Source organism: Streptomyces sp. GL_148 (assembly GCF_057834205.1).
Genome location: NZ_CM174396.1, coordinates 189,593 through 206,823 on the forward strand (window position 1 = coordinate 189,593; position 17,231 = coordinate 206,823).

General features: G+C 71.4%; 16 protein-coding genes and 1 pseudogene. 5 read left to right on the forward strand and 12 right to left on the reverse strand.

Annotated features, from left to right (window positions below; translation table 11 throughout):
* Positions 1 to 38: 38 nt before the first annotated feature.
* Positions 39 to 875, reverse strand: a complete 837-nt coding sequence (locus AC3IYI_RS00900; RefSeq protein WP_489408355.1) for a S1 family peptidase — start codon at positions 873 to 875, stop codon at positions 39 to 41.
* 308 nt (positions 876 to 1,183) lie between these two features.
* Between AC3IYI_RS00900 and AC3IYI_RS00905 the strand changes: the two genes are divergently transcribed.
* Positions 1,184 to 2,221: a LacI family DNA-binding transcriptional regulator gene (locus AC3IYI_RS00905; RefSeq protein WP_489408356.1), complete on the forward strand. Its 1,038-nt coding sequence runs from the start codon at positions 1,184 to 1,186 to the stop codon at positions 2,219 to 2,221.
* Between the two features lie 155 nt (positions 2,222 to 2,376).
* Positions 2,377 to 2,799, forward strand: coding sequence for a hypothetical protein (locus AC3IYI_RS00910; protein ID WP_489408357.1), 423 nt, complete (start codon positions 2,377 to 2,379; stop codon positions 2,797 to 2,799).
* A 170-nt stretch (positions 2,800 to 2,969) separates the two neighbouring features.
* Here AC3IYI_RS00910 and AC3IYI_RS00915 read toward each other — a convergent pair whose 3' ends face one another.
* The 7 genes from AC3IYI_RS00915 to AC3IYI_RS00945 form a co-directional block, all read right to left on the reverse strand.
* A complete protein-coding gene (locus AC3IYI_RS00915; RefSeq protein ID WP_489408358.1) occupies positions 2,970 to 3,311 on the reverse strand; it encodes a TcmI family type II polyketide cyclase in 342 nt (113 codons plus the stop codon).
* 20 nt (positions 3,312 to 3,331) lie between these two features.
* The gene (locus AC3IYI_RS00920) at positions 3,332 to 3,811 is read right to left on the reverse strand and encodes an SRPBCC family protein (RefSeq protein WP_489408359.1); all 480 of its coding nucleotides are present in this window, start codon (positions 3,809 to 3,811) and stop codon (positions 3,332 to 3,334) included.
* Position 3,812: 1 nt separating this feature from the next.
* Entirely contained in the window at positions 3,813 to 4,070 is a 258-nt protein-coding gene (locus AC3IYI_RS00925; protein ID WP_112448182.1) for a phosphopantetheine-binding protein, read from the reverse strand.
* A gap of 18 nt (positions 4,071 to 4,088) precedes the next feature.
* Positions 4,089 to 5,324 (reverse strand): ketosynthase chain-length factor, encoded by a 1,236-nt coding sequence (locus AC3IYI_RS00930; RefSeq protein ID WP_489408360.1) that lies wholly within the window; start codon positions 5,322 to 5,324, stop codon positions 4,089 to 4,091.
* Positions 5,321 to 6,604: a beta-ketoacyl-[acyl-carrier-protein] synthase family protein gene (locus AC3IYI_RS00935; protein WP_489408361.1), complete on the reverse strand. Its 1,284-nt coding sequence runs from the start codon at positions 6,602 to 6,604 to the stop codon at positions 5,321 to 5,323. Before AC3IYI_RS00935 ends, AC3IYI_RS00930 begins: the two co-directional genes overlap by 4 nt.
* Positions 6,601 to 7,047, reverse strand: a complete 447-nt coding sequence (locus tag AC3IYI_RS00940; RefSeq protein ID WP_243333070.1) for a cupin domain-containing protein — start codon at positions 7,045 to 7,047, stop codon at positions 6,601 to 6,603. The genes AC3IYI_RS00935 and AC3IYI_RS00940 overlap by 4 nt, the downstream gene beginning before the upstream one ends.
* Before the next feature lie 139 nt (positions 7,048 to 7,186).
* Positions 7,187 to 8,308, reverse strand: coding sequence for a SchA/CurD-like domain-containing protein (locus tag AC3IYI_RS00945; protein WP_489408362.1), 1,122 nt, complete (start codon positions 8,306 to 8,308; stop codon positions 7,187 to 7,189).
* Between the two features lie 288 nt (positions 8,309 to 8,596).
* Between AC3IYI_RS00945 and AC3IYI_RS00950 the strand changes: the two genes are divergently transcribed.
* Positions 8,597 to 10,252: an FAD-dependent oxidoreductase gene (locus AC3IYI_RS00950; RefSeq protein WP_489408363.1), complete on the forward strand. Its 1,656-nt coding sequence runs from the start codon at positions 8,597 to 8,599 to the stop codon at positions 10,250 to 10,252.
* Positions 10,253 to 10,337: 85 nt separating this feature from the next.
* Here the strand turns inward: AC3IYI_RS00950 and AC3IYI_RS00955 are convergent, their stop codons facing one another.
* Positions 10,338 to 10,544: an acyl-CoA carboxylase epsilon subunit gene (locus tag AC3IYI_RS00955; protein ID WP_489408364.1), complete on the reverse strand. Its 207-nt coding sequence runs from the start codon at positions 10,542 to 10,544 to the stop codon at positions 10,338 to 10,340.
* A 275-nt stretch (positions 10,545 to 10,819) separates the two neighbouring features.
* Between AC3IYI_RS00955 and AC3IYI_RS00960 the strand changes: the two genes are divergently transcribed.
* Complete coding sequence (locus AC3IYI_RS00960) at positions 10,820 to 11,179, forward strand: DUF6204 family protein (RefSeq protein ID WP_489408365.1); 360 nt, start codon at positions 10,820 to 10,822, stop codon at positions 11,177 to 11,179.
* A 45-nt stretch (positions 11,180 to 11,224) separates the two neighbouring features.
* On the opposite strand, the gene AC3IYI_RS00965 is transcribed toward AC3IYI_RS00960, so the two are convergent.
* Positions 11,225 to 11,896: a DUF4360 domain-containing protein gene (locus AC3IYI_RS00965; protein WP_489408366.1), complete on the reverse strand. Its 672-nt coding sequence runs from the start codon at positions 11,894 to 11,896 to the stop codon at positions 11,225 to 11,227.
* Positions 11,897 to 12,583: 687 nt separating this feature from the next.
* Between AC3IYI_RS00965 and AC3IYI_RS00970 the strand changes: the two are divergent.
* A pseudogene (locus AC3IYI_RS00970) lies at positions 12,584 to 12,802 on the forward strand (galactose oxidase-like domain-containing protein); the annotation flags it as partial.
* A gap of 57 nt (positions 12,803 to 12,859) precedes the next feature.
* On the opposite strand, the gene AC3IYI_RS00975 reads toward AC3IYI_RS00970, so the two are convergent.
* Together AC3IYI_RS00975 and AC3IYI_RS00980 are read right to left on the reverse strand one after the other, a co-directional pair.
* Positions 12,860 to 16,258 carry a CARDB domain-containing protein gene (locus AC3IYI_RS00975; protein WP_489408367.1) on the reverse strand — a complete coding sequence of 1,133 codons (3,399 nt, stop codon included), beginning with the start codon at positions 16,256 to 16,258 and terminating at the stop codon, positions 12,860 to 12,862.
* Between the two features lie 253 nt (positions 16,259 to 16,511).
* Positions 16,512 to 17,114, reverse strand: a complete 603-nt coding sequence (locus AC3IYI_RS00980) for a HutD/Ves family protein (protein ID WP_489408368.1) — start codon at positions 17,112 to 17,114, stop codon at positions 16,512 to 16,514.
* Positions 17,115 to 17,231: the final 117 nt, after the last annotated feature.

A 17,231-nucleotide genomic window follows, 5' to 3' on the forward strand; every position in this document is an offset into this window, starting at 1 on the left:
GGGCCCGTCCGGATTCCGGGCGGGCCCCGACGCGTTCGCTACGGCTTGGGGAGCGTGCAGCCGGGGCGGTTCAGGTCGATCGTGTTACCCGGGCCCACGCAGGGGACGATGATGTAGGTCTGCTGCGCGTAGTTGATGCCCTGCCGGACCGTCACGGCGCCGCTCTCGGACACCTCGCACGGGTTGTTCAGCGTGCAGGACCCGCCGTCCTCGTTGCCCGTGTTGTTCACGGCGACCACCTTGCCCGTCGTCGTGTCGATCACCGGGGAGCCGGAGGTCCCGCCGATGGTGTTGCAGGACGAGGTGTAGCGCAGGGAGTCCTTCCAGGTCCACTCGCCCTCCTTGAGGCGGTAGGCGAACCCGTCGACGTTGCAGTTGTACGTTCGCTTCCAGTAGCCGGACACCACCTTGATCGCGGTGCCCTGCACCGGGTGGGCGTCGTTCAGGGTGAGCGCGTTGATGCCGTACTGGCTGCTGATCTGCGCGTAGCTCTTGGTCAGCTGGTAGATCGATATGTCGGTGTCGGTCATCGTGGCGTACGAGATCTTGCTCGCGCGCAGCGTCGCGACCTTGGAGCCTGAGGCGTTCAGCAGCGAGAAGCTGCGGCTGGACGCCTTGTCCTTGACGACCTGTCCGGCCGCCGGCATGCCGGACTCCAGGCAGTGGCCGTTGGACAGCACGAGCGCGGGGTCGCTCGGCAGCGAGTTCGGCACGCGGACGACGGAGCCGGAGCAGTTGCTGAGCGCGACCGTACCGGCGAAGTTGACCGCGACGGCCTGCCGGGCCGTGTCCAGGGGTGCCTGGGCCACGGCCGGTGAGGCCACCGCTCCGGTGAGGAGCAGGGCGAACGCGGCGCCGGCGAGAGGCTTGTTCATGTGGGGGTTCCCCTCTGAGTGACAATGCGACCGAAGATCCTTCGGTTGTCATGCGCATTCTCAGGAGGTCCGGCTCAACTCACAAGAGGGCCTGGGTAGTTCAGGCTTCCGAGGAACGGCCGTAATCGCACTTGCGGCGCCGCCCCGTCGCCCGACAGGGCGGACGGCAAGCTTGGAGAACGCCCGGGCGTCGCCCTGGACCGGGAGCGCTCTCAGCGTTCCCGGCGGTGCGGGTTACCCTGCTGTCCGACAGGGCCGGGGCCCGCGGGGCCCGGGCTGCCGCCCCCGGATACGCACGAGGAGCGCCCGTGGCCGAACAGGTTCTCTCCGGCCGGCCCACCCTGGAGGCGGTGGCGGCGCGGGCCGGAGTGTCCAGGGCCACCGCGTCCCGGGTCGTCAACGGCGGCGACGGCGTCCGCCCGCACCTGGTCGACAAGGTCCGCGCGGCCGTCCTGGACCTCGGCTACGTACCGAACCACGCGGCCCGCACCCTGGTCACCCGGCGCACCGGCGCGGTCGCCGTGATCATCGCCGAGCCGGAGATCCGGATCTTCTCCGACCCCTTCTTCTCCCGCCAGGTCCGCGGCATCAGCAAGGAACTGACCGCGCACGACACGCAGTTGGTGCTGCTCCTGGTCGAGCACCGCGGGGACTACGGCCGGATCGAGCGGTATCTGGCGGGCGGCCACGTCGACGGCGCGCTCGCCTTCTCGCTGCACACGGACGACCCGCTGCCCGCGATCACGCGCCGCATCGGCATGCCCACCGTCTACGGCGGGCGGCCCGGCTGGACGGGGCCGGTGCACGGTCCGGTGTCGTACGTCGACGCCGACAACCGCGGGGGTGCGCGCGAGGCCGTACGGTACCTGCTGTCCCGGGGGCGCCGGCACATCGCGCACATCGCCGGGCCGCTGGACCAGACGTCGGCGACCGACCGCCTCGACGGGTACCGGGACGTACTGCTCGACGCGGACCCGGCACTGATCGCCGAGGGTGACTTCACCACGGCGGGCGGAGCCCGGGCGATGGCCGAACTGCTGGAGCGCTGCCCGGATCTCGACGCGGTGTTCGCCGCGAACGACCTGATGGCGACGGGCGCGCTGGGCGTGCTGCGCGAGCGGGGCCGGTCCGTGCCGGGGGACGTGGCACTGGTCGGCTTCGACGATGCCGAGCTGGTGGCGGAGAGTGCCGATCCGCCGCTGACGACCGTACGCCAGGACATCGAGGGCATGGGACGTCTGATGGCCCGGCTGCTGCTGCGGTCCCTGGACCCGGCGCACGCATCGCACCGCGTGCCGGGATCCGTGATCACCCCGACCTCGCTGGTGGTGCGCGGCTCCGCCTGAGGGACCGACTCCCTTTCGGCCCCGGGTGAACGGGGCGGCAGCGCACCCCGAAGGGCGGCGCGCGCCGGTACGCGGAGCTCGTCGCCGGGGGGGGTGCCCTATCTATTTGGTCACGGTGGAGGGGTGCTGCTTCGGGCGTCTGGAACGATGCGCTTGTGCATGCTGATGATCAGGTTGGCGAGGGTGTCTCTGCGGATCTCGCGGCGCTTCTCCGGAGCGCTGACGACAGCCGTCCGGTGATGATCGTTTCTTCCGTCTGTGGCGGTTGTGGCGGGCGTGTGTTCCTCGTGCTCTTCGACGATGTCGAGGGCGGGGCCGAGCGCATGTGCGTTGAGTGCGGCGGCCGCGCGTTCATTGCGGATAGTGAGGAGTTTTGGGAGGACGCGGATCCTGGCGAGGCCGGCTGCCCTTGCGGAGGCCGGGAGTTCGAGGTGGCAGTCGCGTTCTCGCTTGCCGACGACGGGTTGGTCCGCTGGGTGACGGTTGGGCTGCGGTGCCGGAGGGATGGTGCCGTGGGGATCTATCCCGACTGGAAGATCGATTACGGACCCACGGACCACCTCCTGACCATGGTTTAGGTCTGCGGAACGACGTGGCGTGGTGTTCGCCCTCGCCGGCGTCCAGGCCGAGGAAGACGTCGATGTCGCCGAGGGGGGCATCGCACCCAGGGGCGGCATGGTGGCGGGCCCCGCACCCGGTGGGTGCGGGGCCCGAGGCCTGTCGTTCGCGCGCGGGGCGGTCCGTACGGTCAAGCCGTACGGGAGCTGCCCGGGCGCTCCCAGCGGTAGAACTCCTGGGCCATGGCGTCCTTCGGGCTGCGCCAGGTCTCCGGGTTGTGCGGGCTGACGTAGGCGGTGAGCCGGTCGCTGAGGTCCCGGAACTCCGGGTGGCCGGTGACTTCGGCGATGGCCGGGCCGGGGGGCCGGTCCGATTCGATGAAGTGCATGTACACGTCGCCGAACTGGAAGAGGCTGCGGCGGGTGACTCCGACGAGGTGCGGCAGCTCGCCCGCATCCGAGGCCGCGAAGAGCTCGGCGATGTCGGGGGCGGACTGCGGCGCCATGCGGGCCACGATGAGAGCGCGGTGCATCCGGTGTGCTGCCTTTCGTCTCAGACGCGGCTGACCGCGGGCGTGCGGTTCTCGCGTTCGCGTTGTTCGATCTTGTCCCGGATCAGCTCCAGCTGGATCTTGGAGTTCTGGTTGATGCGGGCGGTCATCCCGGCGTCGTCGACGGGTGCCTGAGGCTTCATCGCGAAGTCCTGGGTCCACACCATCCGGGTGCCGCCGGGGACTTCGAAGTACTGCCAGTGGATGTCCATGTGCTCGAACGGGCCGGTCTCGACCCGGCGGGCGCGCACGGTGCGGCTGACCGGGTCGGGAGTGCGTTCGGAGACCCAGCTCCACACGGTGCCGTTCTCGTCGGGGTGCATCGTCAGGCGGAAGCGGGTGGTGGGCCCGTCCTCCTCCAGGATCTCCAGCGAGGCGTACTCGCTGAACAGCGCGGGCCAGCTGGGGAGATGGTTGGTCATCTCCCAGACGGTGTCCATGGGCGCCTTGACGACGATCTCGTTCTCGGTGTGTCCTGCCATGTCAAGCTCCTGTCATGAGGCTGGTGTTGACGAGTTCGAGGAACTCCTTGGGGGTCTTGCAGCGGTCCGCGTCGGTGGGCAGGGCGCGGCCGCGCTGGTTCTCCAGCAGCCCGACGATGCCGAGCAGGCCCAGCGAGTCGAGGCCGTAGTCGTCGAACAGGGAGTCCGGCCGGTTCTTCATGTCGGCCGGGTCCACGGTGATGCCGGCCCCGGACTTCATCAGCGCGGCCAGCTCCTCGACGGTCAGTCTTTCGGACATGAGCGGCTCCTTCTGTCTCTAGGAGGGGATCTTGATGACGAGCGCGGCGTTGGAGCCCATGAGGCCCCGGCTCAGCACGAGCGCGGTGCGCAGCTGTGCCGGGCGGGCGCCGCCCGTCACCACGTCGAGGTCGTGGCACACGTCGAACACGTTCGGCGTGGGCGGGACGATGCCGTGCTCCAGGGCGAGGACCGCGGCGGCGGTGTCGAGGGCGGGGGCCGCGCAATAGGCCCGGCCCGTCCCGGTCTTGGGCGCCGTGACCGGCACCTTGCGCCCGTGCGCTCCGAGGGCGGAGAGGATCGCGGCCGCCTCGGCCCGGTCGGCTTCGGGGGTGCCGAGCGCGTCGGCGAAGACCACGTCGACCTCCTCGGGGGCGCAGCCCGCGTCCCGCAGGGCGCCCTTGATGGCGTGGGCCAGGCCCTCGGCGGACGCGTCGGCCCGTTCGGGGTGGTGCGGGCCGGTGAAGGTCGCCGCGTGTCCGGCCAGGAGGGCCCGTACGGAGGCGCCGCGGCGCAGGGCCGCCCGCTCCTCCTCCACCAGGAACATCGCGCCGCCCTCGGCGGGTACGAAGCCGCAGGCCTTGTCGGTGAAGGGCCGGTAGGCCCGGTCCGGGTCCTCGTGGGTGCTCAGTGCCTCGTAGCCGAGCTGGCAGACGATGGAGTACGGGGCCAGGGGCGCCTCGGTGGCTCCGACCAGCATGGCCTTGCTGCCCTGGTTGATGGCCCGGACGGCGTGCGCGAAGGCGTCGAGTCCGCCCGCCTCGTCGGCGGCGACGACCCCGCAGGGGCCCTTGAGGCCCCGGCGGATGGAGATCTGCCCGGTGCTGGCCGCGTAGAACCAGGCGATCGACTGGTACGGGCCGACGTAGCGCGGGCCCTGGCCCCACAGGTGCTGCAGCTCGCGCTGGCCGAACTCGCCGCCGCCCGACCCGGCGGCGGTGACCACGCCGACCGAGAAGGGGTCGTCCTCGTAGTCGGCCCGGCCGAGCCGGCCGTCCTCCAGGGCGAGGTCGGCCGCGGCGAGGGCGTGGTGGGTGTAGCGGTCGGTCTGGACGAGATAGCGTTCCTCGACCATCGAGGCCGCGTCGAAGCCCCGTACCTCGCCCGCGACGCGCAGCGGGAGGTGTTCGCAGCCCTCCCGGGTGACGCGGCCCAGGACGGAGGCGCCCGACTGGGTCGCCTTCCAGAAGGCCTCGGCGCCGATGCCGTTGGGCGCGACCACTCCGATGCCCGTGATGACCGTACGGACGTTCACGAGACCACCTCCTCCTTGCGCTCGTCGGGGCGGGTCATGACGACCGCGGACTGGAAGCCGCCGAAGCCGCTGCCGACGGAGAGCACACTGCGCAGCTTGCGCTCGCGGGCGACGCGCGGGACGTAGTCCAGATCGCATTCGGGGTCGGGGGTCTCGTAGTTGGCCGTGGGCGGGACGACCTGGTGGGTCATCGCCAGGACGCAGGCGGCCAGTTCGATCGCCCCGATGGCGCCGAGGGAGTGCCCCACCATGGACTTGATGGAGGTCATCGGCGTTTTGTAGGCGTGGTCTCCCAGGACCTTCTTGACCGCCGCGGTCTCGTGGCGGTCGTTCTGCTTGGTCCCGGAGCCGTGCGCGTTGACGTAGTCGATCTCGCGGGCGTCGGTCCGGGCCTGGGCGAGGGCGGTTTCGATGGCGCGGGCCATCTCCAGGCCCTCGGTGGTCAGCCCCGTCATGTGGTGGGCGTTGCCGAAGGTGGCGTAGCCGCCGATCTCGCAGTAGACGGTCGCGCCGCGCGCCCGCGCGTGTTCCAGCTCTTCCAGGACGAGGACGGCGCCGCCTTCGCCGAGGACGAAGCCGTCGCGGTCCGCGTCGAAGGGCCGGGAGGCGTGGGCGGGGTCGTCATTGTTGGGCGAGGTGGCCTTGATGGCGTCGAAGCAGGCCACGGTGATGGGCGAGACGGGTGAGTCGGAGGCGCCGGCGATGCAGACGTCCATCTTGCCCTCGGCGATGGAGTGGAAGGCGTAGCCGATGGCGTCGAGTCCGGAGGTGCAGCCGGTGGAGACGGTCTGGACCGGTCCGCGCGCTCCCGTCTTCTCCGCCACGGCGGAGGCCAGGGTGGCCGGCGTGAAGGCACGGTGCAGGTGGGCCCCGGCGAGCCGGTGGTCCACGTCCCACCAGTCGCCCGACTGGCTGACGGCCACGTAGTCGTGCTCCAGGCGGGTGGTGCCGCCCACGGCGGTGCCCAGAGAGACTCCGGTGCGCCAGGCTTCGTCGGTGGTGAGGTCGAGTCCGGCGTCGCGCACCGCCTCGGCGGCGGCGACCAGCGCGAACTGGATGTACCGGTCCGCGCGGGCCGCCTCCTCGGCGGCGAGCCCGTGTGCGGCGGGGTCGAAGTCGACCTCCGCGGCTATCCGGGAGCGGAAGCCGGTCGGGTCGAAGAGGGTGATGCCGCGGGTCGCCGTACGCCCGTTGGAGAGCAGCTCCCAGAAGGCGGAGGCGCCGATCCCGCCGGGGGCGACGACGCCGACCCCGGTGACGGCCACGCGTCGGCGGGTCACGAGACCGCTCCCGCGCGGTCCGGGGGCCGCTCCCAGGCGGAGCCCTCCGGGTGGACGGCTTCCTCCGTGTCCACGTGCCCGAGCTTGGGGTCCGGGGCGAGCGGTCCGAGGTGGAAGACCATGCGGGCCTCGGTACCGCCGACGTTGCGGAACCGGTGGCGCACGTTCATCGGGACGAGGAGCCCCTGGTCGGTGAGGAGCGGGTGGGCCTCGCCGTCGAGGTCGACCTCCAGCTCGCCGGCGACCACGTACACGAACTCCTCGGAGTACGGGTGGTAGTGCTCGGCGATGTGCTCGCCCGGCGCCATGACGGCCAGGCCCATGAAGCCGCTGGTGCAGCCCACCGAGGTGGGTGTGAGGACGGCCCTCAGGTCGCCGCCGCGCCTCGTGTTGGGCTGCGTCTCGCTGAGGTCCACGATGTGCGGTGGGCGTTGTCTGGTCATGGCGGGGGTTCCTCCTGGCGGTGGGATGCCTGGACGGGGCTGGTGGTTGGGGGCCGAGGACGAGGGGTCCGGGGATGAGGGGTCCGGGGATGTGGAGTCCGGGGGCCGGGTGGGCCGGCTGGGCGGGGTGCCGCCGCGGTCAGCCTTCGGCGGGGGCCCTGCGGTCGGTGACCAGGCTCATGGTGTGGCGGACCGCGGACGCGGCTGCCCCGTCGGACCCGCTGACGGGTCCGGCCATCAGGCGGGCGAGGACGGCCGCCTTGCGCGGTCCGCGGACGCCGAAGGCGGTTTCCAGCCCGGCGCCGTGCGGGCTGCGCACGTCGATGAGGCGTACGACGATGTCGTCGCGCTGGAAGATGCTGCTGCTCACGGACGGTGCGTCGGACCGGTGGGCCGCCTCCTCGTCCTGCCGGGCGAGGAACCGGGCCAGTGCCGGTCCGCAGCCGGGCTTGGCCGGGTAGAACAGCGCGTGGCGCCGTACGTCGGAGCGGTCGGCGCCGCCGGCTTCGCGCGCGGCGACGTGGTGGACGGCGGGGAGGGCTGCCCGCATGAAGAACATCCGGGCGGACTCGGGGTCGCCGAGGTCGCGGTCCTGCTCCAGGTAGGGGTTGATGGCCTCCTCGACGGCCCGCACCTCGGGCTGTTCGGAGACGTGCCGCAGGGCGGCCATCAGGTCGCCGCGGACCTCCACCGTACGCACGACCCGGTTGCCGTGCATGAACAGCGAGGTCCGCAGGAGCCGGGTGTGGCCGTCGACGTCCGCCGCCGGCGAGGCGTAGCTGGAGAGGATCGCGGCGACGTCCTTCTCGCTGCCGGGCTTGACCGTGAAGGTCAGGGCGTGGCGCACGATGCCGGCGCCGAGCCGGGGCGCTTCCTGCAGCCGGGCACCCGTGGGCCGCTGCGCGTCCTGGTAGCCGCGTCCGGTCTCGCGCAGGACGGTGTACTTGAGCGGGCGCATGGCGCGGGCGCAGGCGCCGAGGGGGCGGACCTGCTCGGCGTGGTGCTCGCTGTTGACCCAGGCGAGGTACTGCGGTGCACTCTCCCACTCGCTGGTGATGAGCCACTGCGAGGGGTTCTCGAAGGACTGGCACAGCTGGTCGCTGATGTGGCCCGGTTCCGACGCGATGTCGTGGCGCAGTTGCTCGTACGCCTCGAAGAACCGCTGCTGGGCTCCTTCGTGGAGGTCCATCAGCAGGACGACCCGGAGCATGGATCCGTCGAAGGCGGACTGTGACACCCGTTCGGACAGGGTGGTCGTCATCTGCTCACTCCTTCGTGAGGGCCCTGGGTGAGGGCGGGGATGTTCATCGCGTACGGACCCTCGTCCGTCATCGGCGTGGCCGCCCCGGACCGGCGGCCGTCGCGGGGACGGCAGGCCGGCGTGTCTTCGGGGGAACCGCTGTCGCTCATCGTCATCCGGGTGCGGACGTAGCGCTACATCTCCGGATCAAGCGGGTGACAACCGGCGTATCTCCTGGGCTTGGCCGGCGATCGGGGGCATAAAAGAGTGCACTCCCCCCCCCACACAGAATTCAGGAGCTCGCAGCTGATGGAAGACACGGCAGATGTTCGCGTACCGGTTCTCGTCGTGGGCGGCTCCCTCGTGGGTCTGTCCACCTCGCTGTTCCTGAGCCGTCACGGCATCAGGCACCTGGTAGTGGAGAAGCACGCCGGTACCTCCGACCACCCGCGCGGGCGCGGCATCAACGCCCGGACCATGGAGCTGTTCCGGGTGGCCGGGGCGGAAAACGCCATCCGGCAGGCGGCGTCCGCGCTGGAGAACAACATGGGCATCCTCCAGACGGAGTCCCTGCTGGGCGGCGATCACAAGTGGCTGGTCAAGGCCATCGACCCGGCCGGGGCGCTCAGCAAGTTCAGCCCGACCGGCTGGTGCGTGTGCAGCCAGAACAACATCGAGCCGATCCTCGCCGCGCAGAGCCGCGCGCAGGGCGCCGACGTGCGGTTCTCGACCGAGCTGATGAGCTTCGACCAGGACGAGGCCGGGGTGAACGCGCTGGTCAAGGACCGGGAGACCGGCGAGCACATCACCGTGCGCGCCGACTTCCTGATCGCGGCGGACGGCCCGCGCAGCCCCGTACGCGAGCAGTTGCGCATCCCCCAGACGGGCAGCGGCGAGCTGTTCCACAACGTCAGCGTCACCTTCCGCTCGCGGCAGCTCGTGGAGGTGCTGGGCGACCTGCGGTTCATCGTCTGCTACCTGATGAAGCCGGGTGCGGACGGGGCGCTGCTGCCGGTGGACAACGACACCCAGTGGGTCTTCCACCTGCCGTGGCACCCGGACCAGGGGGAAACCCTGGAGGACTTCACCGAGGAGCGGTGCGCCCGGCAGATCCGGGAGGCGATCGGCGTACCGGACCTGGACGTGGAGATCGGCGGGAAGGCACCCTGGCACGCGGCCGAACGGGTGGCCGTGCGGTACTCGTCCGGGCGGGTGTTCCTGGCCGGCGACGCGGCCCACGAGATGTCCCCCACCGGCGCGTTCGGCTCCAACACCGGCATCCAGGACGCGCACAACTTGGCCTGGAAGATCGCGGCGGTCCTGGACGGCTCGGCGGGCATCGGACTGCTGGAGACCTACGGGGCCGAGCGGCACCCGGTGGCGCTGGCGACCGCCGAGCGCGCCTCGGCCCGTTCCGCGGAGCACAGCCACCCCGGGTACGCGCCTCCGCCCACCATGGGCGGCGGACCGGGCAGCGGGGTCCTGACGACGGCCATGGCGTACGCGTACCCGAGCGGGGCGTTCGTCGGCGGGTCGCCGGACCGCCCGGTCATCCCCGAGGGGATGCGCATGAAGGGCGACGTCGGTACGCGGGCCCCGCACATGTGGCTGACGCGGGCCGACGGCGAGCGGGTCTCCACGGTGGACCTGTACGAGCGCGCGTTCGTGCTGCTGTGCGGCGCGGGCTCGCCGTGGAAGGCGGCGGCCGAACGGGTGGCCGAGCGGCTGTCGGTGAAGCTCGACGCGTATTCCATCGGGTCCGCTTCCATCGGGTCCGCGAGCGTTCCCGGCACCGATCTGGTGCAGGAGGAAGGCTCCGACTGGAGCGAGGTGCACGCGATGTCCGAGGCGGGCGCCCTTCTGGTGCGGCCCGACGGGTTCGTCGCGTGGCGCTCGCAGGGGCCGGTGGCCGATCCCGAGGCCGCACTGTCCGAGGCCCTCTCTACGGTGCTGCGCCGGGCCTGACCGGCCCGTACGCCAAGTGGTCCCCCTGCCGCCGGCCCGTAAGCGGGCCGGGGGCAGGGGCGTTCATGGGTGCTGCTGGTCCGCGTCAGGCGCAGGCCCAGCAGCCCGCCCAGCAGCCGGAGCCGTGGTGCGCGGGGCGCCTGCGACGGGCGGTTTCGGCGGGGGCCGCTCCCGTTGCCGCTCCGGCGGAGTTGCGGCGGGCGAAGCAGGCGACGACCACCGCGATCGCGGCGAGTTCCTCGGGGGCCGCCACGCCCTTCTCCACGCGGAGCAGGCTGGCTATCGGGGTCATCTGGGCTATCGGAGCGTCCTTCAGCATCGGCTCGGCCTCTCGCACAGGCGGATAGCAGGACCCCCCTCGCGGAATCCAAGGACTCCGGACGCTGCCGACGCTAGCCGGGCGCGACACGCCCGGCATGCCGGGCAGTTGCGCGAAAGCCCAGGTCGCGGCCGCCTCGACCGGGTGACGCCGGGGTTGTTCGCGGCGCGCGGCGATTGGGCCGTCGGAGTGGCGGGCCCCCGGAAAACCCGGTGCGGACGGGTCGGGACGCTGCCTAGGCTGAAGGGATGAGTACCCGCACCTTCCGCATCACGGTCCGGGGGTCCTTCGACGGCCTCACCGAAGACCAGCGCGCCGCGCTCCTCGCGGACGCGGCACGGCACGACCTGCTGACGGCCGAGTTCACCCCCGAGGGGCACCTCACGTACGACGTGGCGGCCAGGCCCTCCTTCACCTTCCGCTTCCTGGCCGAGGGCGAGGCCGAAGGGGACATCCTGGACGCGACCGCCCATGCCGAGCTCGCCGCCGAGACCTGGCTGACGGAACACGGGTACGGCTTCAAGCGGATCCGCTCGCAGGCCCAGGACCTCACGCTGGCCCCCTTGAGCAAGCGGCAGCGGCAGGCGGCCGCGCGGGGGGACTCCTGAGCGGGAGTCCCGCGCGGCCGCCCGTGGGGAGCGCGCCGGGCCGGGTCAGCCGGCCGGGCACTTCTTCCAGGAGAAGTGGTAGACGCTGTTGATGCTGCCGTCGGTGGAGTCGAGCGCCATGTAGCTGGTCGTCGCCGGGTCCGAGGTGCCGACCTCGGCGCGCAGCTCGGTGTTGATGTTGAAGTTGCGCTGTTCGCCGCAGGGGGCGAAGACGAGGGCCTCGATGCCCGTGGTGTCGGAGGCTTGCCAGTTGTCGTCGAGCTTGCCGTTGAACTTGTGGGTGCGGGAGTCGGTCTGCTTCATGCCCTGGAAGTAGTAGCTGGCCTTCTGGGTGCCGACGGCGCCCGTCTGGAGGCTGCCGAATCCCCGGTAGTCGACCTGGGCGACGGCGTAGGTGAACCCCTGCGGGACGTGGACGAGCAGGGAGAGCAGACAGTTCTTGCGGCCGTCGGTCGGGGCGCTGCTCCCGCCCGCCATGGCCAGGTACTCGCTGTAGGTGACGGTGAAGGCCGAGTTGTCCTCGGCCACGGCGACGGTGGCGCTGCCCGGCCGGCACCCCGAGCCGTTGACCGTGGCGACGTCGACGGTCACCCGGTCCTCCGGCGCGGCGGGGGCCGCGGGGCCACCCGCCGCCCCGGCGGCGGAGGCGGGCAGGAGGGCGAGGAGGCCGCCGGTCACGAGGACGGCGCCGAGCGCGGTGCGCAGTGTTCTGATCACCCGGCCATGGAAGCGGTCCGTACCGGGCCGATCGGGGAACGGGTGCGCGGCCTCACTCCGATGGCCGGGCCCATTCACCGCAGAAACGTTCTGGCAGGGGGTCGGGGAGGGCCGAACGGCTCATCGGCAGGGCGACTGGCACGTCACGCCATCCGATTCCTCCCGATATTTCCTCTGCTGAGCGCCCTACGGAACCGCCCGCGCCGAGGAGCCCCATGCGCCGCCTGCACCGGTCCGCCCTGCTCTCCGCGACCGCGGTCGTCTCCGCCCTGGTCCTCGCGACCGCGCCGGCCGCCGCCGCGACTCCGGGGCACGGCACGGACGGCGGGGCCGGGGCAACGGGGTCAATCGGCGCGGGCGGGGTGACCGACGGGACCGGGGGAACCGATGCGGCCGAGGCCGCCGTGATCGGGGCCAGCCACGCGCGCGCCCACGCCGAGCTGCGCCGGGCCACCCAGGGCGCCGTGGAACACGAGGGATTACGGATTCGGGCCGTTCAACCCGAAGGCCGATCTGAGGTTCCGCCAGACCGAACTGCGGGGAGCGGACGGCCGGTGCAGGCTCGGGCCGGCCCAACGGCTGCCGCGGGGCTACCACTCCAACGCCCTGGCGCTGCCGGACGGCCGGGTCGTGGTCACCGGGTACGAGCTGCAGCAGTTCGCCAACGACCCCGACATCAAGGACGGGATGGGACGGCTCGATCGAGATCTACGAGCCCGCCTACCTGCACCGGTGCGCCCGGACCGGGTCCCGGCGGGCGAGATCGCCCACGACGCGGAGTTCCCGGTGGAGAGCTCGGCGGCCGCCGGCGTACGGCGGGCCGTGCTGCTGGCGCCGACCACGGTCACCCACGCGGTGAACACCAGTCAGCGCCAGCTGGAGCTGCGGATGACCGGCGTCCGCGGCCGCACGATCGGACTGCGGGCGCCGGCCACTTCGGCCGACGCCCCGCCCGGGTACGACCTAGCCGCCGTTGATCAGGAACTGCGATCCGGGTTCGATCAGGATGTTGCCCTGGGCGGATCCGGTGATGGTGACGTTGGACAGGATGGCGTTGCCGCGCGCTCCGCCCATGGCGAGGATTCCGGACCCGTTGTTGGATTTGTCGATGGTCACGTTCGTGATCTTGACGTCGGGCATGACCCCGCCGCCGGTCTTGAACTGGATCCCGTCGTAGGTGGAGTCGTGGATGTCGGTGTCGCGGATGATGACACCCGGGATGGGCAGGTTCGACGGGAAGAGGGTGATCGCGCCGAACTCCTGGTCCTCGTTCCAGAACGCGCCGCCGGTCCGGAAGAGCCCGTTGCCCGCGATCAGGGTCTGCCCGGAGAAGGGCAGCGGGTCGTGGTCGGTCGCCAGCATGATGCCGGGGTAGTTCATGGTGTCGTAGATCAGGTTGTTCTCGATGGTGTTGCCGTAACCGCCGTAGACGGCGATGCCGTTGGCGCGCCACGGCAGCTGGATGGTGTTGTTGCGGAAGTGGTTGTCGTGGCCGATGTCGACGGACTGGTCCTTCACGTACTTGCTGGACCACACCGCGAGGGCGTCGTCACCGGTCGTGCGGAAGGAGGAGTTGAAGACGGTGGAGTTGCGCGTGCCGTTGGCGAAGTTGATGCCGTCGGCGTAGGTGTCGCGGATCCGCATGCCGCTGAACTCGATGCCGTCGCCGGGACCCCACAGGGCCGGGATGTTGTCGTAGTCGCGGCCGACCCAGACGCCGACGTTGGCGTGCTCGATCCACACGTTGGTGATCTTGGTGTTCTTGCCGAAGCGTCCGTTGAGGCCCACACCGCCCTCGGCATTGCCGTCACCGCCGCGGATCCGGCCCGATCCGAAGATGGCGATGTCGGAGATCTGCGTGTTGTCGTCGATCTCGAAGCCGAAGTTGCCCTCGTGCGGGTGGTTGATGCCGCCGGCGTCCTGCGGCTGGGTCAGCGTGTAGAGCTGGGAGTGCCACATGCCCGCACCGCGGATGGAGACGTTGCTGATGCCCACCTGGTTGAACTGGCCGCGGTTCAGCGGGTCGTCGGTGAGGATCTTCTGTTCCTGGCGCCACTGGCCCTGCGGGATCCAGACGCAGGCGATCTGCCCGTTCTGGTCCGCCGTCACGGCCTTCTGGAGGGCGAGCGTGTCGTCGATGCCGTCGTTCGGGATCGCGCCGTAGTCGGTGATCGAGGTGCACTCGGCGGGCTTGGACGCCGCCGGGGCCACCTGTTCCAGGTCGATCAGGTCGATGACGTAGTACGAGGCCGTGTCGCCCGCGTCGCGCTGGAGGCGGAAGGTGGTGCCGGGCGGGTAGCTCTGCGCGAGCAGGGCGTGGGACTCGTCGAAGAGCCTGCGGGCGTCGCCGCCGGGGGTGTTGGTCAGGCCCTCGGGGCTGTCGGTGCTGCCATAGAGCCAGCTGTGCCGGGAGGAGAGCGTCAGCTTCTGGGCGAAGCTGCCGTTGACGTACAGGCTGATCGTGGCGTCGGCGCCGCCGCCGTTCGCGGCGTCGGGTACGGAGCCCCGCACGACGATGGAGTTGGCCTGGTTGGTGGAGGTGAACTGTACGTACTGGCCGGTCGAGGAGAGGCGTACCGACTCGCGGCCTGAGGACTCGGTGGCGAAGTTGGTGTGCCCGAAGGTGCGCTGGGCGTCGCTCTGCAGCAGGGTGCCGGTGTAACTGCCGGCCTCCGCCTCGTACTCGGTGTACGGGAGCGCCGCCCCGCGGCCGACGACCACGGCGCGGGAGTGGCTGTTGTTGTTCTCGTTGGTCTCGGCGACGAGGCCGGTCCCGTCGGCGGTGGCGGTGAGGGTGGCTCCGCCGCTGACCGCCGTCCAGGTGCCGTTGATCGGCACGTTGACGGTCGCACCGGCCGCGATCGCCGGGGTGGGGCCGTTCAGGGTGGTGGCGCCGGCGACCAGCCGGGTGACGGTGCCCGCGCTCACCGCGGTGGTCCCCCGGTTGCGGACGGCCACGGTGAAGGAGACCGGGGCGCCCACGGCCGGGTTGGCCGGGCTGGTGGTGATGGAGAGGGCTTCCAGGTCGGGGCCCGGCGCCTGGCCGACGACGAGCTTCGCGGCGGCCGTGCGGCTGTTGTTGGTGTCGTCCTGCTCGGGGACGCTGCCGGCCGGGTCGACCACGGCGGAGACGGTGTAGCTGCCCATCGGGCGCTTGCCCAGGGAGACCGGGACGGTGGCCGAGGCTCCGGCGGCGAGGGCGCCGACCGGGGTGCTGCCCGCGACCGCGCCTTCGAGGCTGACGTTGACGGTGGTGGCCGGGGAGGCGGCCGAACCGGCGTTGCGCACGGTCGCGTTGACCGTGACGGCGTCGCTCTCGGACGGGGCGGCCGGGGACCAGGCGAGGTCCGCGACCGTGAGGTCCGGGTTGGGGGCGGCGGCGCCGATGACCTGGAACTCGGCGGCCTGGCCGCCGACGGCCCCGGTGTTGCCGGAGAATTTCAGCTGGACCTCGGCGAGCCGGCCGGTGACGGGAACCGTCACGGTGTTCTGGTTGCCGGCCGGGCTGAACGCGTAGTCGGCGCGGGCCTTCAGGGTGGTGAACCCGCTCGCCGACTGCTCCCGGCCCAGGATCTCGAAGCTCTGGGTGCGGTTGCCCCAGGCGGGGTCGGGGTTGAGCTTGAGGACGACTCCGGTGACGTCGGCGTTGGAGCCGAGCTTCACGGTCAGCGTGGACTGCTGGCCGCCCGCCTCCCAGTAGCTGGTGACGCTGTCGTCGTTGGCGTTGGCCGCGACGAACGACTGGGTGGTGGAGGAGGCCTCGATGGGCTTGCCCTGGGCGAGGTTCACGCCGACGGGGGGCGTACCCGGATCCCCGGGATCACCCGGGTCGCCGGGACCGCTGCCGTCGGCGGAGTACACCTCCAGCTCGGATATCTGCGCGGCCTGCCAGCCCGTGTTGGCGGTGACGTTCACCCGCACGTAGCGGACCGTCGCGGCGGTGAACCCGATGGTCACCGCGTTGGACTGGGCGGGGTTGAACACCCGTCCCGCCGAAGCGGACAGGGTGGTGAAGGTGTTCCCGTCGGCGCTGCCCTGCACGGTCAGCGTCTCGGTGTGCGTCTCCCACGGGGCGGGCAGCTTCAGCACCACCTGGTCGACGGCGACGCTGCTGCCGAGGTCCACCTGCACCCACGTCGGGAAGGTGCCCGAGGGGCCCTCCCAGTACGAGCCCTGGTTGCCGTCGGTGACTCCCGGAGCCCCGTACCCGCCGAGGGATCCGCTCGCGGAGACCGACTTGCCCAGGGCGAGGTTGGGTCCGCCCGCGGCGGCGGCGAGGGTGACGGGCAGGAGTCCGAACGACATCAGTCCCGCGACCACCGTGCCGGCCACCATCAGCCGGCCGCCTTGCTTCCATCTCATGCTGTCCTCTGTTCCATGAGGGGACCGGCCCGGCGCAACCGCGCCTGCCGCAAACTTGCGCACCGTTATTAATTTTTTGAGTGATCTGATCGCAGTTATGCGGCCATGGCGCCACAGGTTTCTAGCAGATGACGACTTTGTCAACGCTTCGCACACAGAGGGGACTTCGGATCACACTCGGGCCGGCCGTCGACCTGCAGTTCGGCGCCGGAGCGCCCCGGACCCTGGCGAAGTGGACGACCTCCTAGGCCTCCTACGCCGGCTGAATGCGGCCGGGGTCCGTCGGGGCCGGGGCGAGCCGGACCACCGCCGCGCGCCCGGAGCTCCGTAGCAGGACCTCCTGCGCTCCCGTCATCAAGACGGCGTCGTACGGGCCCAGTCCGGTGGAGCCGACGACCTCGGCCGTCCCTTCCAGGGCGACGATCAGCAGGCTTTCGCCGGGCCGGACGGTGAGCGCGAGGTCGCCCCGTACTACGGCTGTGTCGGCGCTCACCACGCCCCGGCGGTACATCACGTTGAAGTTCACCACCGGCCCGGCCAGCAGCCGGCAGCCGGTCGGCTCGTCGCCGGGGAACCGCTGGGGCTCGTATCGCCGGTCCACGAGGCGTCGTACGCCGCCGATTTCGAGGTCCATGCCCGCGCCCTCCGCGAGCGTGAGCGTGCGGTCGACGCCGGGGAACACGGAGAAGGCGCCGTCGGCGGTGACCTCCGCGAGGCTGACCCGCCAGCCGAAGTCGTCCATCCCCGAGCCCTCGGGTCCGGCGGCGATCTCGCGGGTCACTCCCCCGCCGTTCTTCCACCGGGCGGCCGGCCGGTCGGCCGCCCGCAGGATCCGGATCACTGCTTCGCTGGTCATGGCACCCTTCCGGGCCCGGGGAGATCCTTTCCGGGCCCGGTCGACCCTATCCAGCGGTGGGCCGGACGGAGCGCTCAGCCCACCGCGAGGTCGTCGCCGTTGAACGGGTAAAGCCGC